11 protein-coding genes, 1 tRNA gene and 1 pseudogene are annotated in these 18,384 nt (G+C 76.8%); 8 read left to right on the top strand and 5 right to left on the bottom strand.

Translation table 11 applies throughout. From position 1 onward, the window contains the following. Positions 1 to 291: 291 nt before the first annotated feature. Positions 292 to 1,563: pseudogene (locus tag SNE206_RS25360) on the bottom strand (PP2C family protein-serine/threonine phosphatase); the annotation flags it as partial. Between the two features lie 182 nt (positions 1,564 to 1,745). Further along, complete coding sequence (locus tag SNE206_RS25355) at positions 1,746 to 3,155, bottom strand: NAD(P)/FAD-dependent oxidoreductase (RefSeq protein WP_407915795.1); 1,410 nt, start codon at positions 3,153 to 3,155, stop codon at positions 1,746 to 1,748. Positions 3,156 to 3,564: 409 nt separating this feature from the next. Between SNE206_RS25355 and SNE206_RS25350 the strand changes: the two genes are divergently transcribed. After that, positions 3,565 to 4,422, top strand: coding sequence for a TetR/AcrR family transcriptional regulator (locus SNE206_RS25350; protein WP_407915800.1), 858 nt, complete (start codon positions 3,565 to 3,567; stop codon positions 4,420 to 4,422). A 301-nt stretch (positions 4,423 to 4,723) separates the two neighbouring features. After that, positions 4,724 to 6,679 carry a sigma-70 family RNA polymerase sigma factor gene (locus SNE206_RS25345; protein ID WP_407915794.1) on the top strand — a complete coding sequence of 652 codons (1,956 nt, stop codon included), beginning with the start codon at positions 4,724 to 4,726 and terminating at the stop codon, positions 6,677 to 6,679. Between the two features lie 37 nt (positions 6,680 to 6,716). Here the strand turns inward: SNE206_RS25345 and SNE206_RS25340 are convergent, their stop codons facing one another. The 3 genes from SNE206_RS25340 to SNE206_RS25330 all read right to left on the bottom strand — a co-directional run bounded on the left by SNE206_RS25340 (position 6,717) and on the right by SNE206_RS25330 (position 10,369). After that, on the bottom strand, positions 6,717 to 7,415 hold the full coding sequence (locus SNE206_RS25340; protein WP_407915793.1) for a DsbA family oxidoreductase: 699 nt from the start codon (positions 7,413 to 7,415) through the stop codon (positions 6,717 to 6,719). Positions 7,416 to 7,609: 194 nt separating this feature from the next. Then, positions 7,610 to 8,113: a universal stress protein gene (locus tag SNE206_RS25335; protein WP_407915792.1), complete on the bottom strand. Its 504-nt coding sequence runs from the start codon at positions 8,111 to 8,113 to the stop codon at positions 7,610 to 7,612. 111 nt (positions 8,114 to 8,224) lie between these two features. Further along, positions 8,225 to 10,369 (bottom strand): asparagine synthase-related protein, encoded by a 2,145-nt coding sequence (locus tag SNE206_RS25330; RefSeq protein ID WP_407915791.1) that lies wholly within the window; start codon positions 10,367 to 10,369, stop codon positions 8,225 to 8,227. A 791-nt stretch (positions 10,370 to 11,160) separates the two neighbouring features. Between SNE206_RS25330 and SNE206_RS25325 the strand changes: the two genes are divergently transcribed. From SNE206_RS25325 to SNE206_RS25300, 6 genes are all read left to right on the top strand, one after another. After that, positions 11,161 to 12,582, top strand: a complete 1,422-nt coding sequence (locus tag SNE206_RS25325; RefSeq protein WP_407915790.1) for an MFS transporter — start codon at positions 11,161 to 11,163, stop codon at positions 12,580 to 12,582. Positions 12,583 to 12,672: 90 nt separating this feature from the next. Further along, positions 12,673 to 12,766, top strand: a tRNA-OTHER gene (locus SNE206_RS25320). A gap of 370 nt (positions 12,767 to 13,136) precedes the next feature. Continuing rightward, complete coding sequence (locus SNE206_RS25315) at positions 13,137 to 14,717, top strand: TROVE domain-containing protein (RefSeq protein WP_407915789.1); 1,581 nt, start codon at positions 13,137 to 13,139, stop codon at positions 14,715 to 14,717. A 75-nt stretch (positions 14,718 to 14,792) separates the two neighbouring features. Beyond that, entirely contained in the window at positions 14,793 to 16,028 is a 1,236-nt protein-coding gene (gene lhgO, locus SNE206_RS25310) for an L-2-hydroxyglutarate oxidase (RefSeq protein ID WP_407915788.1), read from the top strand. Positions 16,029 to 16,109: 81 nt separating this feature from the next. After that, entirely contained in the window at positions 16,110 to 16,940 is an 831-nt protein-coding gene (gene trmB / locus SNE206_RS25305; RefSeq protein ID WP_407915787.1) for a tRNA (guanosine(46)-N7)-methyltransferase TrmB, read from the top strand. A gap of 117 nt (positions 16,941 to 17,057) precedes the next feature. Continuing rightward, a complete protein-coding gene (locus SNE206_RS25300) occupies positions 17,058 to 18,359 on the top strand; it encodes a PrsW family intramembrane metalloprotease (protein WP_407915786.1) in 1,302 nt (433 codons plus the stop codon). The last annotated feature ends 25 nt before the right edge of the window (positions 18,360 to 18,384 follow it).

Here is an 18,384-nt window from a genome sequence, read left to right as displayed (position 1 = left end):
TGCTCTTTCCCGACTCGCTTTCGACTTCTTTCACCGGAACCGGCCTGACGGCCTGTCCGACGTTTCAAACCTTAGCCGATCCCCGCTCCGAAAAGCGAATCCGACCGCAACCCATATAAACGCGCACGCCGAATTCGCACAGGGACGCGACAAGACACGGCCCTGCCCGGGAATCGGGAAGTGATGGTTCAGAGGATTGGCCGCCGCGGGACCGTCCGTGCAGAGTGCGCGTCCGGTGCTCCCAGGCAGGCAGCTCGAAGAACTTTACACACGTTCCTCGTCCGGTTCAAGTGGCAGCTGGAAGGCGAGCACCGCGACGTCGTCGTCGTGCTCGGCGGTGACCCCCATCGCCCGGAGCAGGCGGGCGCAGACGACGTCCGGAGCTCCGACCGCGCCGGCCAGGGTGCGGGCGAGGAGGTCGAGGCCGTGGTCGATGTCCTCGTCGCGGCGCTCGACCAGACCGTCCGTGTAGAGGACGCCCGTCGTTCCGGGCAGCAGCTTGAGGGTGTGCGAGACGTGGCTGCCCTCGCCACTGCCGGTGCCGAGCGGGGGGCCGTTCTGCTCCTCGGCCTGGAGCACGCTGCCGTCCGGGCCGCGGAGCAGCAGGGGCAGGTGTCCTGCGGAGGCGTAGACGAGCGTGCCGGGCATGGGATCCCAGACGGCGTACGTGCACGTGGCGATCTGGTTGGCGTCGATCTCCATGGCGAGGCCGTCGAGCAGGGCCATGACCTCGTGCGGGGGGAGGTCGAGGCGCGCGTACGCACGGACGGCGGTGCGGAGCTGGCCCATGACGGCGGCGGCGCGGAGGCCGCGGCCCATGACGTCGCCGATGACGAGTGCCGTGCGCCCGCCGCCGAGGCGGATGACGTCGTACCAGTCGCCGCCGACCGCGGCGTCCGCGCCGCCGGGCTGGTAGGTGGCGGCGACCCGCAGGTCGGCGGGCTGTTCGAGCTTCTGCGGGAGGAGGCTGCGCTGCAGGGTGACGGCGGCTTCGCGCTGCCTGCGCTCCGCTTCCCGGACCCGGCCGGCCGCCTGGACCTGGTCGGTGACCTCCGCCGCGTAGATGACGAGGCCGGCGGGCGGTCGCGGACCGGTGGCCGGAACACGGTCGCCGCAGGCGCCCGCGGCCGCAGGTGCGAGGGGGACGACGGCGACGTTGTAGTAGCGGTTGGCGCCGGGGCCGACGACGCAGCGGGCCTTGACGCTGCGGGGCCGCACGCTGCGCAGCGCCTGGTCCATGAGGGGGAGGACGCCGAGGGCGGCCAGCTCGGGGAGGCCCTCGGCCGCGGGCAGCCCGGTGGTGCGCTCGCCGAAGAGCTCGCGGTACGCGTCGTTGGCGTAGCCGAGCTGGTGGAGCGGGCCGTAGGTGACGGCGACGGGGGAGGGGAGGCGGTCGAGGACGTCGCGGAGTTCGTAGAGCTCGTGGACCTCGCGGAGGCCGAGGGCCGCCGCGGTGTCGTGGCCTCGGGGGCCTGGCAGGGCGACGGGTTCGGTGGACGCCGGGGGCAGGGCGACACGCCGCGGGGCTCCGGCGAGCCGCGCGCTCCAGCGCATGAGGTTCAACGTCGGCCGCTTCCTCGGGGTGTGGGGACGGGTCGGGCGTGTCGACCGGCCGTCACGCGACGTGTCCACGATGGCACGTGTGGTGATGGCCGCTCCGGCTGATCCTGTCAGGCGGACGTGTGGTTGCGGAAGTCGTATCGTCGCCGGCCCCGTGTTCGCTACGCGGGGTGCCCGCGTCGTCGTCAGCGGTGTTCCGGAAAGCCCGACTCGAACTCCGCCCGGGGGTGCTCCACCGCGCCGAGGGAGACGACCTCGCGGGTGAACAGGGCGCCGAGCAGCCAGTCGGTGAGCACCCGGACGCGGCGGTCCGCGCTGGGCAGCCTGCGCAGGTGGCGGGCCCTGTGCAGCCACCAGGCGCGGCGGCCGGTGACGCGGCCGCGCCGGGTGTGGGCGACGCCGCGGCCGATGCCGAGGGAGGTCGAGCAGTGGATGCGGTCGGGGTGGTAGTCGGCGGGGGTGCGGCGGTCGAGGTCGGCGAGCAGGTTGTCGGCGAGCAGCCGGGCCTGGGCCAGTGCGTGCTGGGCGTTGGGGGCGCAGAGGGCGCCGTCCGCGGTGGTGTCCGGCACGGCGGCGCTGTCCCCCGCGGCCCAGGCGCCCGCCAGCGGGGCGCCTCCGGGGCCGCGCACCTGGAGGGTCGGCAGGCAGCGGATCCGGCCGTCGGTGTCGAGCGGGAGGTCGGTGTCCCGGAGCAGGGGGGCCGGGCGGGCACCGGCCGTCCAGACGAGGGTGCGGGCGGCGAAGCGGCTGCCGTCGGAGAGCGTCATCAGCCGGTCGGCGGCGGATTCCAGGGTGGTGCCGAGGCGGACGTCGACGCTGCGTTCGCGGAGCTCGGCGAGGGTGTGGTCGGCCAGGTCGGCGGGCTCCTCGGGGAGGATGCGGCCGGTGGCCTCGACCAGCACCCAGCGCAGGTCGTCGGCGGTGAGGTTGTGGTAGCCGCGGACGGCGTGCCGGGCCATGTCCTCGAGTTCGGCCAGGGCGCCGACGCCGGCGTAGCCGCCGCCGACGAAGACGAAGGTCAGGGCGGACTGCCGGAGTTCGGGGTCGCGGGTGGAGGAGGCGAGGTCGAGCTGTTCGAGGAGGTGGTTGCGGAGGGCGACGGCCTCGCCGACGGACGCGAAGCCGAGGCCGTGCTCGGCGAGTCCGGGGACCGGGTCGGTCCGGGAGACCGATCCGGGGGCCACCACGACGTGGTCGTAGGGGAGTTCGGTGACGGTGCCGGTGCCTCCGCGGGGGGCGGTGTCGATCCGGGCGGTGCGGGTGGCGTGGTCGATCCGGGTGACGCGGGCGGTGAGGACGCGGCACTGCGGGAGGAGCCGGCGCAGCGGGACGACGACGTGGCGGGGGTCGATGCTGCCGGCGGCGACCTCGGCGAGCAGCGGGTGGTAGGTCAGGTAGGGCTGGGGTTCGACGACGGTGATCTCGGCGTCCCCGTTCCGGAGACGGGCGGCCAGGGCGTGCTGGAGTCCGAGGGCGGCGGCGGTGCCGGCACATCCGCCGCCGACGATGAGAATCCTGATGGGGCACCTCCTGCCGCCCGTGGGCCGCGTCGGGGTTGTGTGACCTGATTCACGTCCGTCGAGTACGTCCCCCAATGACGCACTGTCCGGGGGGGTCTTGTCCACAGCGCGAACCGGATCCGATGGCCGGAGGTGGTGTTCGGGGCCGGATTCGGGCCGGGGCGGGGCCGGGTCCGGCCGGTCGGGGGTGCGGGTCGGGGTGCGGGTCGGGGGTGCGGTGGGTCGTGCGGTGGGGTCTGCGGCGGCCGGTCGGCGGCGAGAGGTCTACTTCTGCCACGAACTCGCCTGAACTATGGTCGGATTGTGTCCCGTCAAGGTCGCGGTCGATCGATCGGCCGGTCGACTGGTCGGCGGCGATGTGGGGAAGGTGTAGTCCGCACCCGTGCGCGACGGACGCCGTGTGGACGCGCCGGGGGGTGCGACCGGTTGGGGCGGGCTCCTGAAGGGGTCCGCGGGGGAGGGTGAAGTGACGGATCAGGACCGCATGTCGGGTGGCGTGGTGTCGCCGGTGCACGGACGGGGCGGGCCGGTTGCCGGCGCCGTGCCGGAGCAGCGCGGCCCGGCCGGTGCGGAGCTGCTGGCTGCCGGTGTCCCGGTGGTGTCCGGGCGGCCCGGCCGGTTGCGGGTGGACGCCCGGCGCAACCTGGAGAGCGTGCTGCGGGCGGCACGTGAGGTGTTCGGCGAACTCGGCTACGACGCGCCGATGGAGGAGGTCGCACGGCGGGCCGGCGTCGGTGTCGGCACCGTGTACCGGCGTTTCCCCAGCAAGGAGGTGCTCGTCCGGCGGATCGCCGCGGAGGAGGTCGCCTGGCTGACGGGACAGGCCCGCGAGTCGCTGTACGGCGGCGGGGCGCCCTGGCAGGCCCTGGCGGACTTCCTGGGGCGGGCGGTGGAGTCGGGCGCCGGGCGGCTGCTGCCGCCGGAGGCGTTCCGGTACGCGGCCGAGGCGGGCCGGGTGCCCGGGCAGCGGGGCGCGGACGGGCGTGCGGCGGAGGGGGCGGCGGAGCTGCCCGGGTCCGCCGCGGCGGACTCCGATCCGCGGCTGCTCCTGCAGTTGGTGGCGGCCCTGGTGGCGCGGGCGGGTGCGGCCGGAGACCTGCGTCCGGGGGTGACGGTGTCGGACGTGGTGCTCGTGCTGACGGCCGCGGTGCCGGTGCACGCGACCTCCGCCGGTGCGCAGCCGGTCCCGGACGAGGCGGCCGGGTCGCGGGCGGCGGAGTCCGGGGCGGACGCCGGAACGGATGCCGGAACGGTCGGCGGTCAACCCGGCAACGCGCCGCGGGAGCGGCTGCTGCAGATCCTGCTGCAGGGTCTGCAGGGCCACCGGGCACCGGAGTTGTGATCTGCCGGACCGGTCCGCGGGCTGCCCGTACGGGTGGGTCGCGGTGGTCCCGGCTACCGGCTGACGCCGTGCTATGCCATTCTTTGCCCGTGCTTGGAGCCATTGTCCCGTTGCGTGCCATTCCGGCGGCCCGCTGCCGGCGGGTGGTCGCCGGCGCCGTGGCCCTGCCTCCTGCGGCCCGGCGTCCTGCCGGCCCGGCCGGGCCTCGATCCGGGGCTGTGGCCGACGCAGTGACGGGGGGCGCGAGGTGATCGCGGACGAGCCGGGCGAGACCGGTTCCGGGCCTGTGCCGTCGGGTCATGTGCCCGACCAGGCGGGTGCCCCGCTGCGGGAGTCGCTGGTCGGCCGGGTGCCCGGTCAGGCCGCGGCGGGCCGGGGCGGGGTGACGCCGGAGGCGTTCGTCGGCGAGGAACTGCCCGTACGGGCCGTGGTGCCGGCCCCTGCGGATCCGGTGGACGGGGAACGCCCGCCTTCGGATGCCGAGTTGACGGCCCGGGTGCGTGGCGGGGACGACTCCGCGTACGAGGAGATCTACCGGCGGCACGCCGAGCCGGTCCGGCGGTACGCGCGGACCTGCTGCCGGGACAGCTTCACCGCCGAGGACCTGGCGGGCGAGGTGTTCGCCCGGACCCTGCAGGCGCTGAAGGCGGGCCGCGGACCGGAGTTCGCCGTCCGTGCGTACCTCCTGACGGCGGTGCGCAACGTGGCCGCGGCCTGGGCGCGCAGTGAGCGGCGCGAACAACTCGTCGACGACTTCGGTTCGTTCACCCGGAGTGCGGGCGCCGGCATCGACTACGACCTCGCGGACCCCGGCGCGGACGCCTGGGCGATGGCGCTGGCCGACCAGCGCATGGTGATGCGGGCCTACGCGGAACTCCCCGAGGAGGACCGGGTGGTGCTGTGGCACACCGAGGTCGAACGGGAGTCGCCGAAGACCGTCGCGGTGATGCTCGGCAAGACCGCCAACGCCACGGCCGTGCAGGCGCACCGGGCGCGGGACAGGCTGGCCGCCGCCTTCCTGCAGGCGCACGTCTCCGGGAGCCAGGAGCAGGGCTGCGCGGCCTACGCGGGCCGGCTCGGCGCCTACGCGCGCGGCTCGCTGCGCAAGCGGGCCTCCGCGGAGGTCGGCCGGCACGTGCAGGGGTGCGCCCGCTGCACGGCGGCCTGCCTGGAGCTGACCGACATCAACCACAGCCTGCGTGCGGTGCTGCCCGGCGGTGTGCTGGTCTGGATCGGGGCGGGGTACACGGCGGTCGCCGTGGCCGCGGTCGGTGCGGGTGCGGTGCTCGGCGGGGCCGCCGTGGCGGGGGCCGCGGCGGGTGCGACCGCGGGCGGCGCCGCCGGCGGTGCCGCTGCGGGCGGGAGCACGGGTGGTGGTGCGGCCGGTGCGATGGCCGGTGAGGGGCTGGGTGTCGCCGCGAAGGCGGGCATCGCGGCGGGTGTCGCGCTGGCGGCGGCGGCCGCCGCGGCGTACGCGCTGAGCGGTTCGGCGGCTCCGCCCCGCGTGGCCGCGGCGCCCGTGCCGGCGTCCGTGCCTGCTCCGGCGCGGCCGACCGTGGCTCCGCCGCCGTCCCCCGAGCCGTCTCCCGAGCCGTCGGCGAGTCCGGCGCCGGAGGCCCCGCGGGTGCTGCCCGCGCCGGTGCCGAGCCCGGCACCGGCCCGGACGGCGAGCCCTCCCCCGCCCGCCCGCACGGTGCCCCCGCGGGTGCCCGCGGAGCCGGCGCCCGCGCCGTCCGCCACCACCCCGGAGCCCGAACCCACGCCGACGCCCACCCCGGAGCCCGAGCCGAGCCCCACGGTCACGCCGCCGGAGCCGTCCGCGTTCTGGCTGGACGACCTGCCGTTCGGCGCGGCGGGCCGACGCGACCTGGTGGACGGCACCCCGAGCATCCGCCAGGGCGGCGGGGCGCTGGCCCGGCGGTCCGTGCTGTGGATGGCCGGTCGGCGCTACCGGCACGGCCTGGCCGTGCAGGTGCCGTCCCGGGTCACCGTCGACCTCAACCGCAGGTGCACGTCGTTCGACGCGGTGGCGGGACCGGACGACGTCGCGGTCGGCCGGGGCGGTGTGGTCCTGCGGGTGGTGGGCGGCGACGGCACCGTGCTGTGGAGCTCGGGCACCGTCCGGACGGGCGACGCGCCGGTGCGGGTGCACGCGCCGCTCGCCGGTCAGCGGTCGTTCCGGCTGGTCGCCGAACGGGTGGGCGGCTGGGCCCTGGTCGACGTCGCGGACTGGGCCGAGGCCAGACTCACCTGCTGAGGTGCTCCGGCCGCGGCGCCCCGGCGGGCCGGGGCCGTCAGACCGCGCAGGCGCCGTCCGCGCAAGCCTCGCCGTCGTCCGCGACGGCGACGGGGACGAGTGCTCCGGTCTCCTCGGCGACCTGCTGCAGGACCCGCAGGAAGGTGTCGGCCTCCTGCCCGCCCTGCACCGCCCACCGGCCCTCGAAGACGAAGGTCGGCACGGCGGAGATGCCGAGCGCCTGCGCCTCGGCGAGCTGGGCGCGGACCTCGTCCGTGCCCTCGTCGCCCGCGAGGTAGGCGGCGACCCGGTCCCCGTCCAGCCCGGCGGCGACGGCGACGGCGGCCAGCTGCGTCCGGTCGCCGATGTCGACGCCGTCGGAGAAGTGCGCCTTCAGCAGCCGCTCCTTGAGCTCGCCCTGCACCGCCGCGCCGTACTCCGTCTCCGCGAGGTGCAGCAGCCGGTGGCCGAGGAAGGTGTTGGCGTGCAGCGCGGTGTCGAAGTCGTACGTGATGCCCTCCGCGCGGCCGAGCTCGGTGACCCGGGCGTCCATCGCGACGGACTGCGGGCCGTACCGTTCGGCGAGCCAGGCCCGGTGCGGGGTGGCCTGCTCGGAGGCCTCCGGGACGAGCTGGTAGGGCCGGTAGACCACCTCGACGGCGTCCTTGCCCGGGAAGCGGTCGAGCGCCTGCTCGAAGCGGCGCTTGCCGATGTAGCACCAGGGGCAGGCGATGTCGGAGTAGATCTCGACCTTCATGACGGTGGGGCTCCTGTTCGGTGGGGTCTCCCGGCTGTCCCCGGACGGGCCGGGCACGGCTCTCGGGGTTGAACGGTCAACCGTTCGCCCCGCATTCCCCGGCTGCCCGAACCGGCCCCAGGCCCCAGGCCCCAGGCCCCCGGCCCCGGCTCCCGGCCGCCCGGCGGACCGCCCCGCAGCAGCCGCCGGAAGGCTCAGCCCGCGGTCGGCGCCGGGACGACCAGCACCGGGCAGTTCGCGTGGTGCACGGCGGCCGTGCTGACCGAGCCCAGCAGCAGCCGGGCGAAGCCGCCGTTGCCGCGCGTCCCGATCACCAGGGTGTGCTGGCCCGCCGTGGCGGCGAGCAGCACCTCGATGACGCTGCCCAGCACCACGTGCAGCACGAGTTCGCCGCCGTACGGCCGGACGCGGGCCGCCTGCACGGCGTCGACCGCGCGGCGCAGCCCGTCCGCCATGCTCGCGACCAGCAGGTCGATGCTCTGCCGGACGAGTTCGACCATGCCGGGCGGGTAGCCGGTCGGCGACGGGTTGACCACCGCGAGGACGTACAGCGGAAGGCCGAACAGCTCGGCCTCGGTCATGGCCCGGTCGAGCGCCCAGAGCGAGCCGTCGGAGCCGTCGCAGGCGGCCAGGACGCCGGGGCGGGCCGCCGAGGGCGGCTCGCGGAGCACGGGCAGGGGAACCATCGCGGCGGCCACCCGCCCATGATGCCCGCCGCCGTACGCCGGACCGGCGCGGACGCGCCGGGCCCCCGGCCGCCGCGCCTGTGCGCCGCGCCCGTGCGGCACGCCGGGGCGGCGGCGGGTCCGTCAGGCCGGCCGGGCGAGGGCGGGGCGCGGCGCCGGGGGCAGGCCCGTCCAGCAGGAGCCGTGGCGGCGGGCGGCGAACCGGCGCAGCCAGAGTTCGGTGGCGACGAGGTCGGCGAGCCCGGCGAGGGTGCCGGGCGGGAGGTCGGCCGCGGGTTCGGCGGCCGCGGCGAGGGTCTTGCGGACGGCCGGCAGGTCGACGAGGCCGGCCTCGGCGAGGAGCGGCCGGTCGAAGAGCTCGGCGAGCCCGTCGGCGGCGAGGCGCAGGCCGCTCCGGGCGGCCCCGGTGCGGTCGGGCCGCGGGCCGCGGCCCCAGTCGGCGGGGAGGTCGGTGCGGCCCGCGCCGGTGAGGACGGACCGCAGCAGGGCGTGGCGGGCGCCGGGCTGCAGGCGGATGTCGTCGGGGAGGAGCCGGGCGGCGCGGACGACCTGGTTGTCGAGGTACGGCGCGTGCAGGCGCTGGCCGCGCTGTTCGGCGGCCTGGACGAGGGTGCGGTAGGCGGCGGCGTGGCGGTGCAGGGCGAGCCGGGCGCGGCGGGCGCCGGGCGGTTCGGCCGGGGCGGGGCCGCGGGCGGCGGTGCGCAGGCGCTGGGCGACGGTGGTCAGGGCCTCGTCGGAGAGCCAGCGGGCGGCGGGCCCGGGCACGGCCCAGGCGAGGTCGGCGGCGGAGCTGGCCCCGGCGGTGTCGTGCGGTTCGTCGAAGTGCCGGACGGTCAGCCGGACGGCGAGGTCGTCGAGGGAGTCGGCGTGGACCGCGCGGGCGAGCCGGTGGGCGGCGCGCAGCACCGTGACGGGGGTGCGGATGGTGCCGGTCAGGGGGCCGGCGAGGGCCCGGTCGGCGCCGGCGAGGGCGGCGACGGGGGCGAGGAGTTCGCGGGCCCGGCCGGTCCGGAAGAGGTCGGCGAGCCGGGCGGGGTGTCCGTCGAGGACCTGCCGTGCGCCGTAGCCGGTGAGGTGGTCGGAGCCGCCCGCGCGGAAGCGGGCGCAGAGGTGGGCGGCGGCGGTGAGGGCGGGGCCGGGTTCGTCGGTGAGGGGTCCGGCGAGCGGGTCGTCGGCGACCTCGGCGTAGGGCAGCCCGGCGGGGACGACCACGTGGTGGATCCGGGGCACGTCGACGACCGGGGCGAGGCCCTCGGGGCCGGCGTGCGTGACGGCGGCGAGGGTTTCGGCGGGCTGGTCGGCGGCCGGCTCGGGAAGGGCACGGGCCCAGGAGCCCTTGACGGCGCCGGTGCGCGGTGCGGGCACGGCGGTCTGCCGGGCCGGTGGCGCGGTGGCGGCCGGGCCGGGCGGCACGGCGGCGGCGAGCAGGGCGAGGGTGGCCGAGGCGGTGCCGTACGAGAGGTCGACGCCGAGGCGGGGCCGCTCGGGGGGCTCGGGGGCGGCCGCGGTGGTGCGGACCCGGCAGCGGACGGCTTCGAGCAGGGTGCGCGTGAGTTCGCGGACGGCGGGGGCGTCGTCGCGCCGGGAGGGCCCGGGGTCCTGCTCGTAGCCCGCGAGGTAGGGCCGGCCGCCGCGGATGCCGAGCGAGTGGCCGGGGGGCACGCGGAGCACGCCGGCGTACGGGGTGCCGTGGCCGAGCGCCTCGGGCGATTCGGGGCAGGCGAGGAGGGCGGCGAGGTGGCCGGTGTCGACGGGGGCGCCGATCAGGTCGGCGAGCGGGAGGGCCGCGGTGGCGTAGGCGGTGCCGCCCTGCCAGGGGGTGTGGAAGACGGGCTGTGCGCCGGCGAGGTCGGTGAGCAGCACGGTGGAGCGGGTGCCGGTGCGCAGGACGACGGTGTAGCTGCCCGGCCAGCCGGTGAGGTGGCGGACGGCTCCGCCGCGGGCGGCCGCGAGGCCGGCGGCGAGTTCGGCGTCGGTGGCTCCGCAGCGGCCGAGGACGGCGAGGCGGGTGGTGGCGGGGGTGTCGGTGTCGGCGCCCGGGCCGTGCTGTCCGGCGGCGCCGACGGCGGGTGCGGGGCCGGTCGTGACGACGGGGTCGGCGCCGGGGCGCAGGGTGACGAGGCGGATCTCGTCGGGGCGCCAGTCGCCGACGGCCCACAGCGGGCCGGGGCCGTTCCAGAGCGTGGTGGCGGCGAGCGGCCGGACTCCGCCGAGGGGCGGCCCGCCGTCGCCGGTCGGTGTCCCGCTCCAGCCGGTGAGCCACCGCATCGCGCCTCCACCTGACGAGGGTCGGGCGCACGGGTATCGAGGGCGCCGCAGGAGACATCGTGCCACCGGTCGGGCGGGGTGTGACCCGGGTTGCGTGAGTGAATGCGGCCGGTTCGGCCGGTGAGCCCGCGTCAGGTCCGCTTCCCGGGCGGCGGCGGGGCGGTGGCGGGGCGTCGGGCGTACCGCTGCGGCCGGTTCCGGGGCCGCACCGGCCGGGCGCCGTACGCACGCCGTACGTGCCCTCGCGCGCGCCCGTCGGTGGTTCCGCGCGGCCCGCCGGCGGACGGGCCGGGCGGGCCGCGGCGGCTCCCCGGCGGACCGGACCGCCCCCTCCGAGGCCCGGGCCGCGCCTGCGCCTCGTGGCATGGACATCAACGGATGGCCGAAAGGCGTCGCACTGCCCGGGAGGGCATCCGCATGCCCTCCCGGACCCACCGCTGCCCGCGGGGATGGCGGCAGCGGTTCCCCCGGCCCGCCGGGTCCTCGACGGCGGGCCGATCCACAGGGTCCAGCGAATCGCCGACCTGCCGCTGCGGCCAGGGGGCACGGACGGGCGCACGTCGGCACGGGACCGGAGCACGGGAGTCCGGGACGCCGCGCGGCGGAGGGGGCCGTTCCGCGGCCCGTGCGGACGGACCGTCGCCGACAGGCCGTTCGGGCGCGCTATCCCGCCATCCGGAATGCAGCCTCTTAACCCTCGGAACCCGTCCGACTACGCTAGGTGCAGTGGGTGGCCTTATCGTGCGGGCCGCCTTCCGCGCACGACCTCGCCAGGGGGTGCCACCGCCACCATGACCGCCAGCTCACGAGGGCCGAACGAACGGCTCGGCGCGCTCCTCTCCCTCGCCCAGATCAGCAACGCCGGCCTGGCCCGCCGGGTCAACGACCTCGGAGCGCAGCGCGGCCTGACGCTCCGGTACGACAAGACATCGGTGGCGCGGTGGGTCACCAAGGGCATGGTGCCGCAGCGGCCGGTGCCCCACCTGATCGCGACGGCGCTCGGCAGCAAGCTCGGCCGGCCGGTGCCGCTGGAGGAGATCGGCCTCGGCGACACCCAGCCGACCCCCGAACTGGGCCTGGAGTTCCCGCGCGAGGTGCCGGAGGCGGTGCGGTCGGCGACGGAGCTGTGGCGGGTCGACCTCGACCTGCGGCGCGGCCCGGGCGGCGGCCGGTGGAGCGACAGCCTGGCGGGCACGTTCTCGGTGTCCGCGTACGCGACGCCGGTGTCGCGCTGGCTGATCACGCCGGCCGACGGCTCGGTGGCGCGGGAGCCCGCGGTGGCCGACCGCTCGGGGTACCGGGTGGGTCACTCGGATGCGGCGAAGCTGCGCGAGGCCGCCCAGGAGGCCCGCCGGTGGGACTCCAAGTACGGCGGCGGGGACTGGCGTTCGTCGATGGTGCCGGAGTGCCTGCGGCTGGAGGCGGCGCCGCTGCTGCTCGGCTCGTACAGCGACGCGGTGGGCCGGGCGCTGTTCGGCGCGACGGCCGAACTCACGCGGCTGGCCGGGTGGATGGCGTTCGACACCGGGCAGCACGAGGCGGCGCAGCGGTACTACATCCAGGCGCTGCGGCTGGCGCGGGCGGCGGGTGACGTGCCGCTGGGCGGGTACGTGCTGGCGTCGATGAGTCTGCAGGCGGTGTACCGCAACTTCCCCGAGGAAGCGGTCGACCTCGCGCAGGCGGCGCTGGAGCGCAACCGCGGCCTGGCGACGGCGCGCACGATGAGCTTCTTCCACCTGGTGGAGGCGCGGGCGCAGGCCAGGGCCGGCAACGCGGCGGCCTGTGCGACGGCGCTCGCGGCGGCGGAGGGGGCGCTCGACCGTGCCCGCACCGGTGACGCCGACCCGACCTGGATCGACTTCTACACCTACGACCGGCTGGCCGCGGACGCCGCCGAGTGCTTCCGCGACCTGGGCATGCCGTCCAAGGTGCGGCAGTTCACCCGCGAGGCGCTGGCCCGGCCGACGGAGGGCTACGTGCGTTCGCACGCGCTGCGGCTGATCGTCTCGGCGATGGCCGAGGCCGAGGCGGGCGACCTGGACGCCGCGGTGGCGGCCGGCGAGCGGGCGGTGGAGGTGGCCGGCCGGATCTCCTCGCAGCGCAGCAGGGAGTACGTGCTGGAGATGCTGCGCCGGCTGGCGCCGTTCCAGGACGAGCGGCGGGTGCGCGAACTGACCGAGCGGGCCCGGCTGGTGCTGGCCGGCACGCCGTAGCGGGCGGGCGCACCCGGGCACGGGCGGGCAGACCCGGGTGCGCCGTGGACGCGTCCCGGGTGCGCCGTAAATCGGATGCGGCGGTGGGCGGCCGGTGGCTAACGTCGTCCTCGTCCAGGTGCGCAGGCAGGGGTTACTTCCACTGTTAATGGGCAGGTCGCGGGTTCGAGTCCCGTCACCGGCCCCGGGCCGGTGTAGCTCAGTCAGGCAGAGCAGCACACGTCACCTCCGCCGCTCCGGTCCTCTGGACACCTCACATCTGCATACGACTTGCCACCTCCCGGTGCGCAGGCTCCGGCTCCTTCCTTCCACGAAACCGCCGGCGCCGCTTTCGATCTCGGGGGGCACCGCGCCGGGGCGTCCGGTGCGCAGGCGGGGGTTCCTTCTGGTTCGGGCGGTTCCGGGTTCGAGTCCCGGCCGGTCCGTGCGCGAGCACGGCCGGTAGCTCAATCGGCAGAGCACCTGACTGTCACCTCCACCGGGGCCGGCCACCGCGCCGGCACGATCTCGGACGCCCCTGCGCGGCCTGCCTCCCCTCAGGGGGAACCACTGCCATGTCCCGTTTCAACGTCCGCCGTCCGAAGACCGCCCCGACCTCGCCCGTGACCACGTCCGGGCCGCGCACCGCGAACCACGCGGGCGGCGCGGGCTTCCTGCGCGACGAGAAGTCCGAGCTGTTCCTGCTCGCCGTCGGCAACCTGGTCGGCCAGGACACCTTCTACGAGCGCGGCGGCGACCGCGACGACCGCTTCACCGCGCTCGTCCGCTCCCTCGCCGTGGGCGACCCGGAGTGGACGCTCGGCCTGCTGCGCTGGCTGCGGGACGGCGCCGCGATGCGCACGGCCTCGCTGGTCGGTGCCGCCGAGTTCACCCGCGCCCGGCTGGACGCCGGGGCCCCCGGGTTCTCCCGGCAGGCGGTCGCCGCGGTGCTGCAGCGCCCCGACGAGCCGGGCGAGCTGCTCGGCTACTGGACCTCGCGGTACGGCCGCGCGCTGCCGAAGCCGCTCAAGCGGGGTGTCGCGGACGCCGTGCAGCGGCTCTACAACGGCCGTGCGCTCCTCAAGTACGACACCGCGTCGAAGGGTTACCGCTTCGGTGACGTGCTGGAGCTGACGCACCCGTCGCCGCATGCCGAGAAGCCGTGGCAGGGGCCGCTGTTCCGGTACGCGCTGGACCGGCGGCACCGTCCGGACGAGGCCGTGCCGCCGGTCGGCGACACGCTGCTCGCCGCCCACCGGGCGCTGCTGGCGCTGCCGGTGGAGCAGCGCCGCGCCGTGGTGACCGGCCCGGGCGGTGCCGGGCGGCTGGCGGAGGCCGGGATGACCTGGGAGGCGCTGGCCGGCTGGCTGCAGGGCCCGCTGGACGCGGCGGTCTGGGAGGCCGTCATCCCCTCGATGGGGCCGATGGCGCTGGTGCGCAACCTGCGCAACTTCGACCAGGCGGGCGTCTCGGACGAGGTCGCGGAGCAGGTCGCGCGGCGGATCGCCGACCCGGCCGAGGTGGCCCGCTCCCGGCAGTTCCCGTTCCGCTACCTCGCCGCGCACCGGCACGCCCCGTCGCTGCGCTGGGGCCACGCCCTGGAGCAGGCGCTCGGGCACTCGCTGGCCAACGTGCCCGCGCTGCCCGGCCGCACCCTGGTGCTGGTCGACCGCTCCGGCTCGATGTTCGACCGGCCGAGCGCGCAGACCCAGCTCAACCGGGCCGACAGCGCCGCCGTGTTCGGCACCGCGCTCGCGCTGCGGGCCGCCGGCGCCGACCTGGTCGAGTTCGGCTCCACCAGCCGGACGATCCGGATCGGCCGGGCCGAGCCGGTGCTCGGTGTGCTGCAGCGCTTCTCCTCCCTCGGCGGCACCGAGACGGCGAAGGCCGTCGAGGCGCACTACCGCGGGCACGACCGCGTCGTCGTGGTCACCGACGAGCAGGCGTACGGCGGATGGGCGGGCAGGGATCCGCTCGCCGCGGTCCCGGCGCAGGTCCCGGTCTACACCTGGAACCTGGCCGGCTACCGGGCGGGCCACGCGCCTTCGGGCGGCGCCCACCGCCACACCTTCGGCGGCCTCACCGACGCCGCGTTCCGTCTGATCCCGCTGCTGGAGGCCGGCCGCGACGCCCACTGGCCGTGGGAGCAGGTCTAGGAGTGCCTCCTCGACCGTCCCCGCCCGCCGTGGCACCATCGCAGCGGGCGGGGGCAGCCGAACGGAGGGGCCGAAGTGCGGTACGACGTCGACGTCCTGGTGGTGGGGGGCGGCATCGTGGGGCTGTCCACGGCGTACGCGCTGACCCGGGCACGGCCCGGCATCGCGGTGGCGGTGCTGGAGAAGGAACCGGCCTTCGCCGCGCACCAGACCGGCCGCAACAGCGGGGTGATCCACAGCGGCGTGTACTACCGGCCGGGTTCCCTGAAGGCCCGGTACGCGACCGGCGGCGCCACCGAGATGGTGGAGTTCTGCCGCGAGCACGGCATCGCCCACGAGGTGACCGGCAAGCTGATCGTGGCCACCGCCGAGGCCGAACTGCCGCGGCTGGCGGTGCTCGCGGAGCGCGGCCGGGCGAACGGCATCCCGGTCGCCGAGCTGGACGCGGCGGGCATCGCCCGGTACGAGCCCGAGGTGCGCGGGGTGGCCGGGCTGCACGTCGGCACCACCGGCATCTGCGACTTCCCGGCGGTCGCCCGGCGCTACGCGGAGCTCGCCGGGGCGAAGGGCGCCGTGCTGCGCACGGGCACCGAGCTGCGGTCCGCCGCCCGCCGGGCGGACGGGGTGACGGTGCGGACGTCGGCGGGCGAACTGCGCTGCGGGGTGCTGGTGAACTGCGCCGGCCTGCACAGCGACCGGGTGGCGCGCGCGGTGGGCGACGATCCGGGGGTGCGGATCGTGCCGTTCCGCGGCGAGTACTACGAGCTGGCGGCGGACCGCCGGTCGCTGGTGCGCGGCCTGGTCTACCCGGTGCCGGACCCGGCGTTCCCGTTCCTGGGCGTGCACCTGACCCGGGGGGTGCACGGCGACGTGCACGTCGGGCCGAACGCCGTGCCCGCGCTGGCCCGCGAGGGCTACGACTGGCGGACGGTCCGCCCGCGGGACGTGGCCGGCACGGCGGCCTTCCCGGGCACCTGGCGGATCCTGCGCCGGCACTGGCGGTACGAGGTCGGCGAGCTGCACCGCTCGCTGTCGAAGCAGGCGTTCACGGCGGCGGTGCGGCGCCTGCTGCCGGCCGTCACGGCGGCCGACCTGGTGCCGGCCACCGCGGGTGTCCGCGCGCAGGCCGTCGCGCGGGACGGCACCCTGCTCGACGACTTCGCCTTCGCCGGCTTCGACCCGGACGACCCGGCGTCCGCCCGCCGCACCGTGCACGTGCTGAACGCCCCTTCACCGGCCGCGACGGCCTCGCTGCCGATCGGGCGGGAGGTGGCGCGGCGGGCCCTGGCGGCGCTGGAGGCCGGCGGCTGACCGCGGCCCGGTGCCGGGGCCGGGGGCCGTGACCGGCGTCTCTCCGGGGGCGCGGCGGGGCCCTCGTAGAATGGGGCGATTGTGACTGCCACCGCCCCCAGCCCCGAGCTGTCCCCGTCCGCCCGGCTCTCCGCGGCCCCTGCCGCGTACCCGGCGCCGATGTACCCGCACAAGGCCACCGAGGCCCAGCACCGGGAGCGGCGCATCCGCAGCTTCCAGCCGCGCCGCGGCCGGATGACCAACGCCCAGGCCGACGCCCTGGACCGGCTGTGGGAGCAGTACGGCCTGGCGATCGACGGGAGCCCCCTCGACCTGCCGGCCCTGTTCGGCGATCTCCCGGTCACGCTGGAGATCGGCTTCGGCATGGGCGAGACGACGGCCGCGATGGCCGCCGCGGACCCCGCCACCGGCATCCTCGCCGCGGACGTGCACACCCCCGGCCACGGCAACCTGCTGCAGATGCTGGAGCGGGACGGCTCGCGCAACGTGCGCCTGGCCGCCGGCGACGCGGTCATCCTGCTGCGCGACATGCTGCCGGACGCCTCGCTGGCAGGCATGCGCCTGTACTTCGCCGACCCGTGGCCCAAGCCGAAGCACCACAAGCGGCGGCTCCTGCAGCCGCACTTCCTGGAGCTGCTGCTGCCGAAGCTCGCCCCGGGCGCGGTGGTGCACTGCGCGACCGACTGGGAGCACTACGCGGAGCAGATGCTGGACGTCCTCTCGGCCGCGCCCGAGCTGGAGAACCTCCACCCGGAGGGGGACGGCAGCGGCTGGCTGGAGCCGGACGGGCGCCCGGCGGGCAGTGTGCCCGGCTACGCGCCGCGGCCGGCGTGGCGTCCGCTGACGAAGTTCGAGCGAACCGGCATCGCCAAGGGGCACGTCGTGCACGACCTGCTGTTCCGGCGGCGCTGACCCGGGCCGCCGGAGGGGCCCGCTCCGGGATGACGGGTCGTCACCTTCGGTGATCCCCGGTCGACGGATCGTCCCGAGGGCTCCCGCTGCGGTGCACGTCTCACCTACGCTTTCGGCGTGAGCCGTCCCCCCAGCGGCATCCCGTCCCTCGGCATCCCGCCCCTCGGCGCCGCGGCGCACCCCGCCGCCGTACCGCCCGCGCGCCGGTCCGCCCGCCTGCCCGCGCTTCCGGCGCTTCCGGTGGGGCCGGCGGGACCGCGGGCCGGACGCACCGGCACGCCGCCGTCCGGCGCCGTGCTGCGGGCCCTGCGCCGCGCGCGGCGGCACCCGGCGGCCTCCGCCGTGCCGGCGGCCCTGGCGCTGGCCGGCAGCGGCGCACTGATCCTGCACCTGCTGCAGCGCCAGACCGGCACCACGGGCCTGCTGGTCGGCCTGGGACTGTCCCTGCTGCCGCTGCCGTTCGTGCTGGGCTCGGTGGCCTGGCTCAACCAGGCCGCCCGGGTGCCGCTGCGGCACGCACTGTTCTGCCTGGCCTGGGGGGCGTGCACGGCGACGACGGTCGCGATCCTCGCGAACGGCTGGGCCGGCGACTACCTCGCCGCCCACCACGGGACGGGCCGCGGAGAGGCCTTCGGCGCCGCGTTCGTCACCCCGCTCATCGAGGAGCTGTGCAAGGGCGGCGCCCTGCTGGTGCTGCTCGTGCCCGTACGCCGCCGGCCGTCGTGCCGGACGGATCGCACCTGCGCGCTGCTGGCGCCGGACGGGGCGGGGACGGTGCCCCGCCCGCGCGACGGCCGGGGGGCTCCGGCCCTGGCCCGGCTCCGGCCGCACCTGCGGCCGCTGCCGTACTTCCGGCCGCCGGTGCAGCTGCCGCCCGGCGTGCCGCGGCACGCACGCGCCCGTTCGAGCCCGCGCACCCTCGCCGCCGGCACCGTGCTGGGCACCGTCACCGCCTGCGGCTTCGCCTTCACCGAGAACGCCCTCTACCTGGGCCGCGCCTTCACCGGCGACCAGCAGGCGCGGCTGGACTCCCTCGGCCTCGGCGAGCCGCCCACGCTCCGCGACTTCGACACCACCGTGCACACCTTCGTGCTGCGCGTGCTGCTCTCGCCGTTCGCCCACCCGCTGTTCACCGCGCTCACCGGGCTCGGCATCGCGGTGGCGCTGACCAGCGGCCGCCGCCGGCTCGCCCGGCTCGCCGCCCCGGCGGGCCTGGCCGGGGCGGTCGCGCTGCACGGGGCGTGGAACGCCGCGGCGGAGCTCGGCACCGAGGGCTTCCTCCTGGTGTACGGGCTGGTCATGGTGCCCGCCTTCGCCCTGCTGGTGGGCTTCGCCGTGTGGGCCGGCACCCGCCCCGCGGGCCGGTCCGTCCCCCGCGCGCGACCCGGCGGCCCACCGGCCGGCCCGCCCCACGGGTAACGGATTTCCCATCGACGCGGCACTC

The organism is Kitasatospora sp. NE20-6 (genome assembly GCF_045862635.1).
This window is presented reverse-complemented; position numbering and strand designations above follow the sequence as displayed.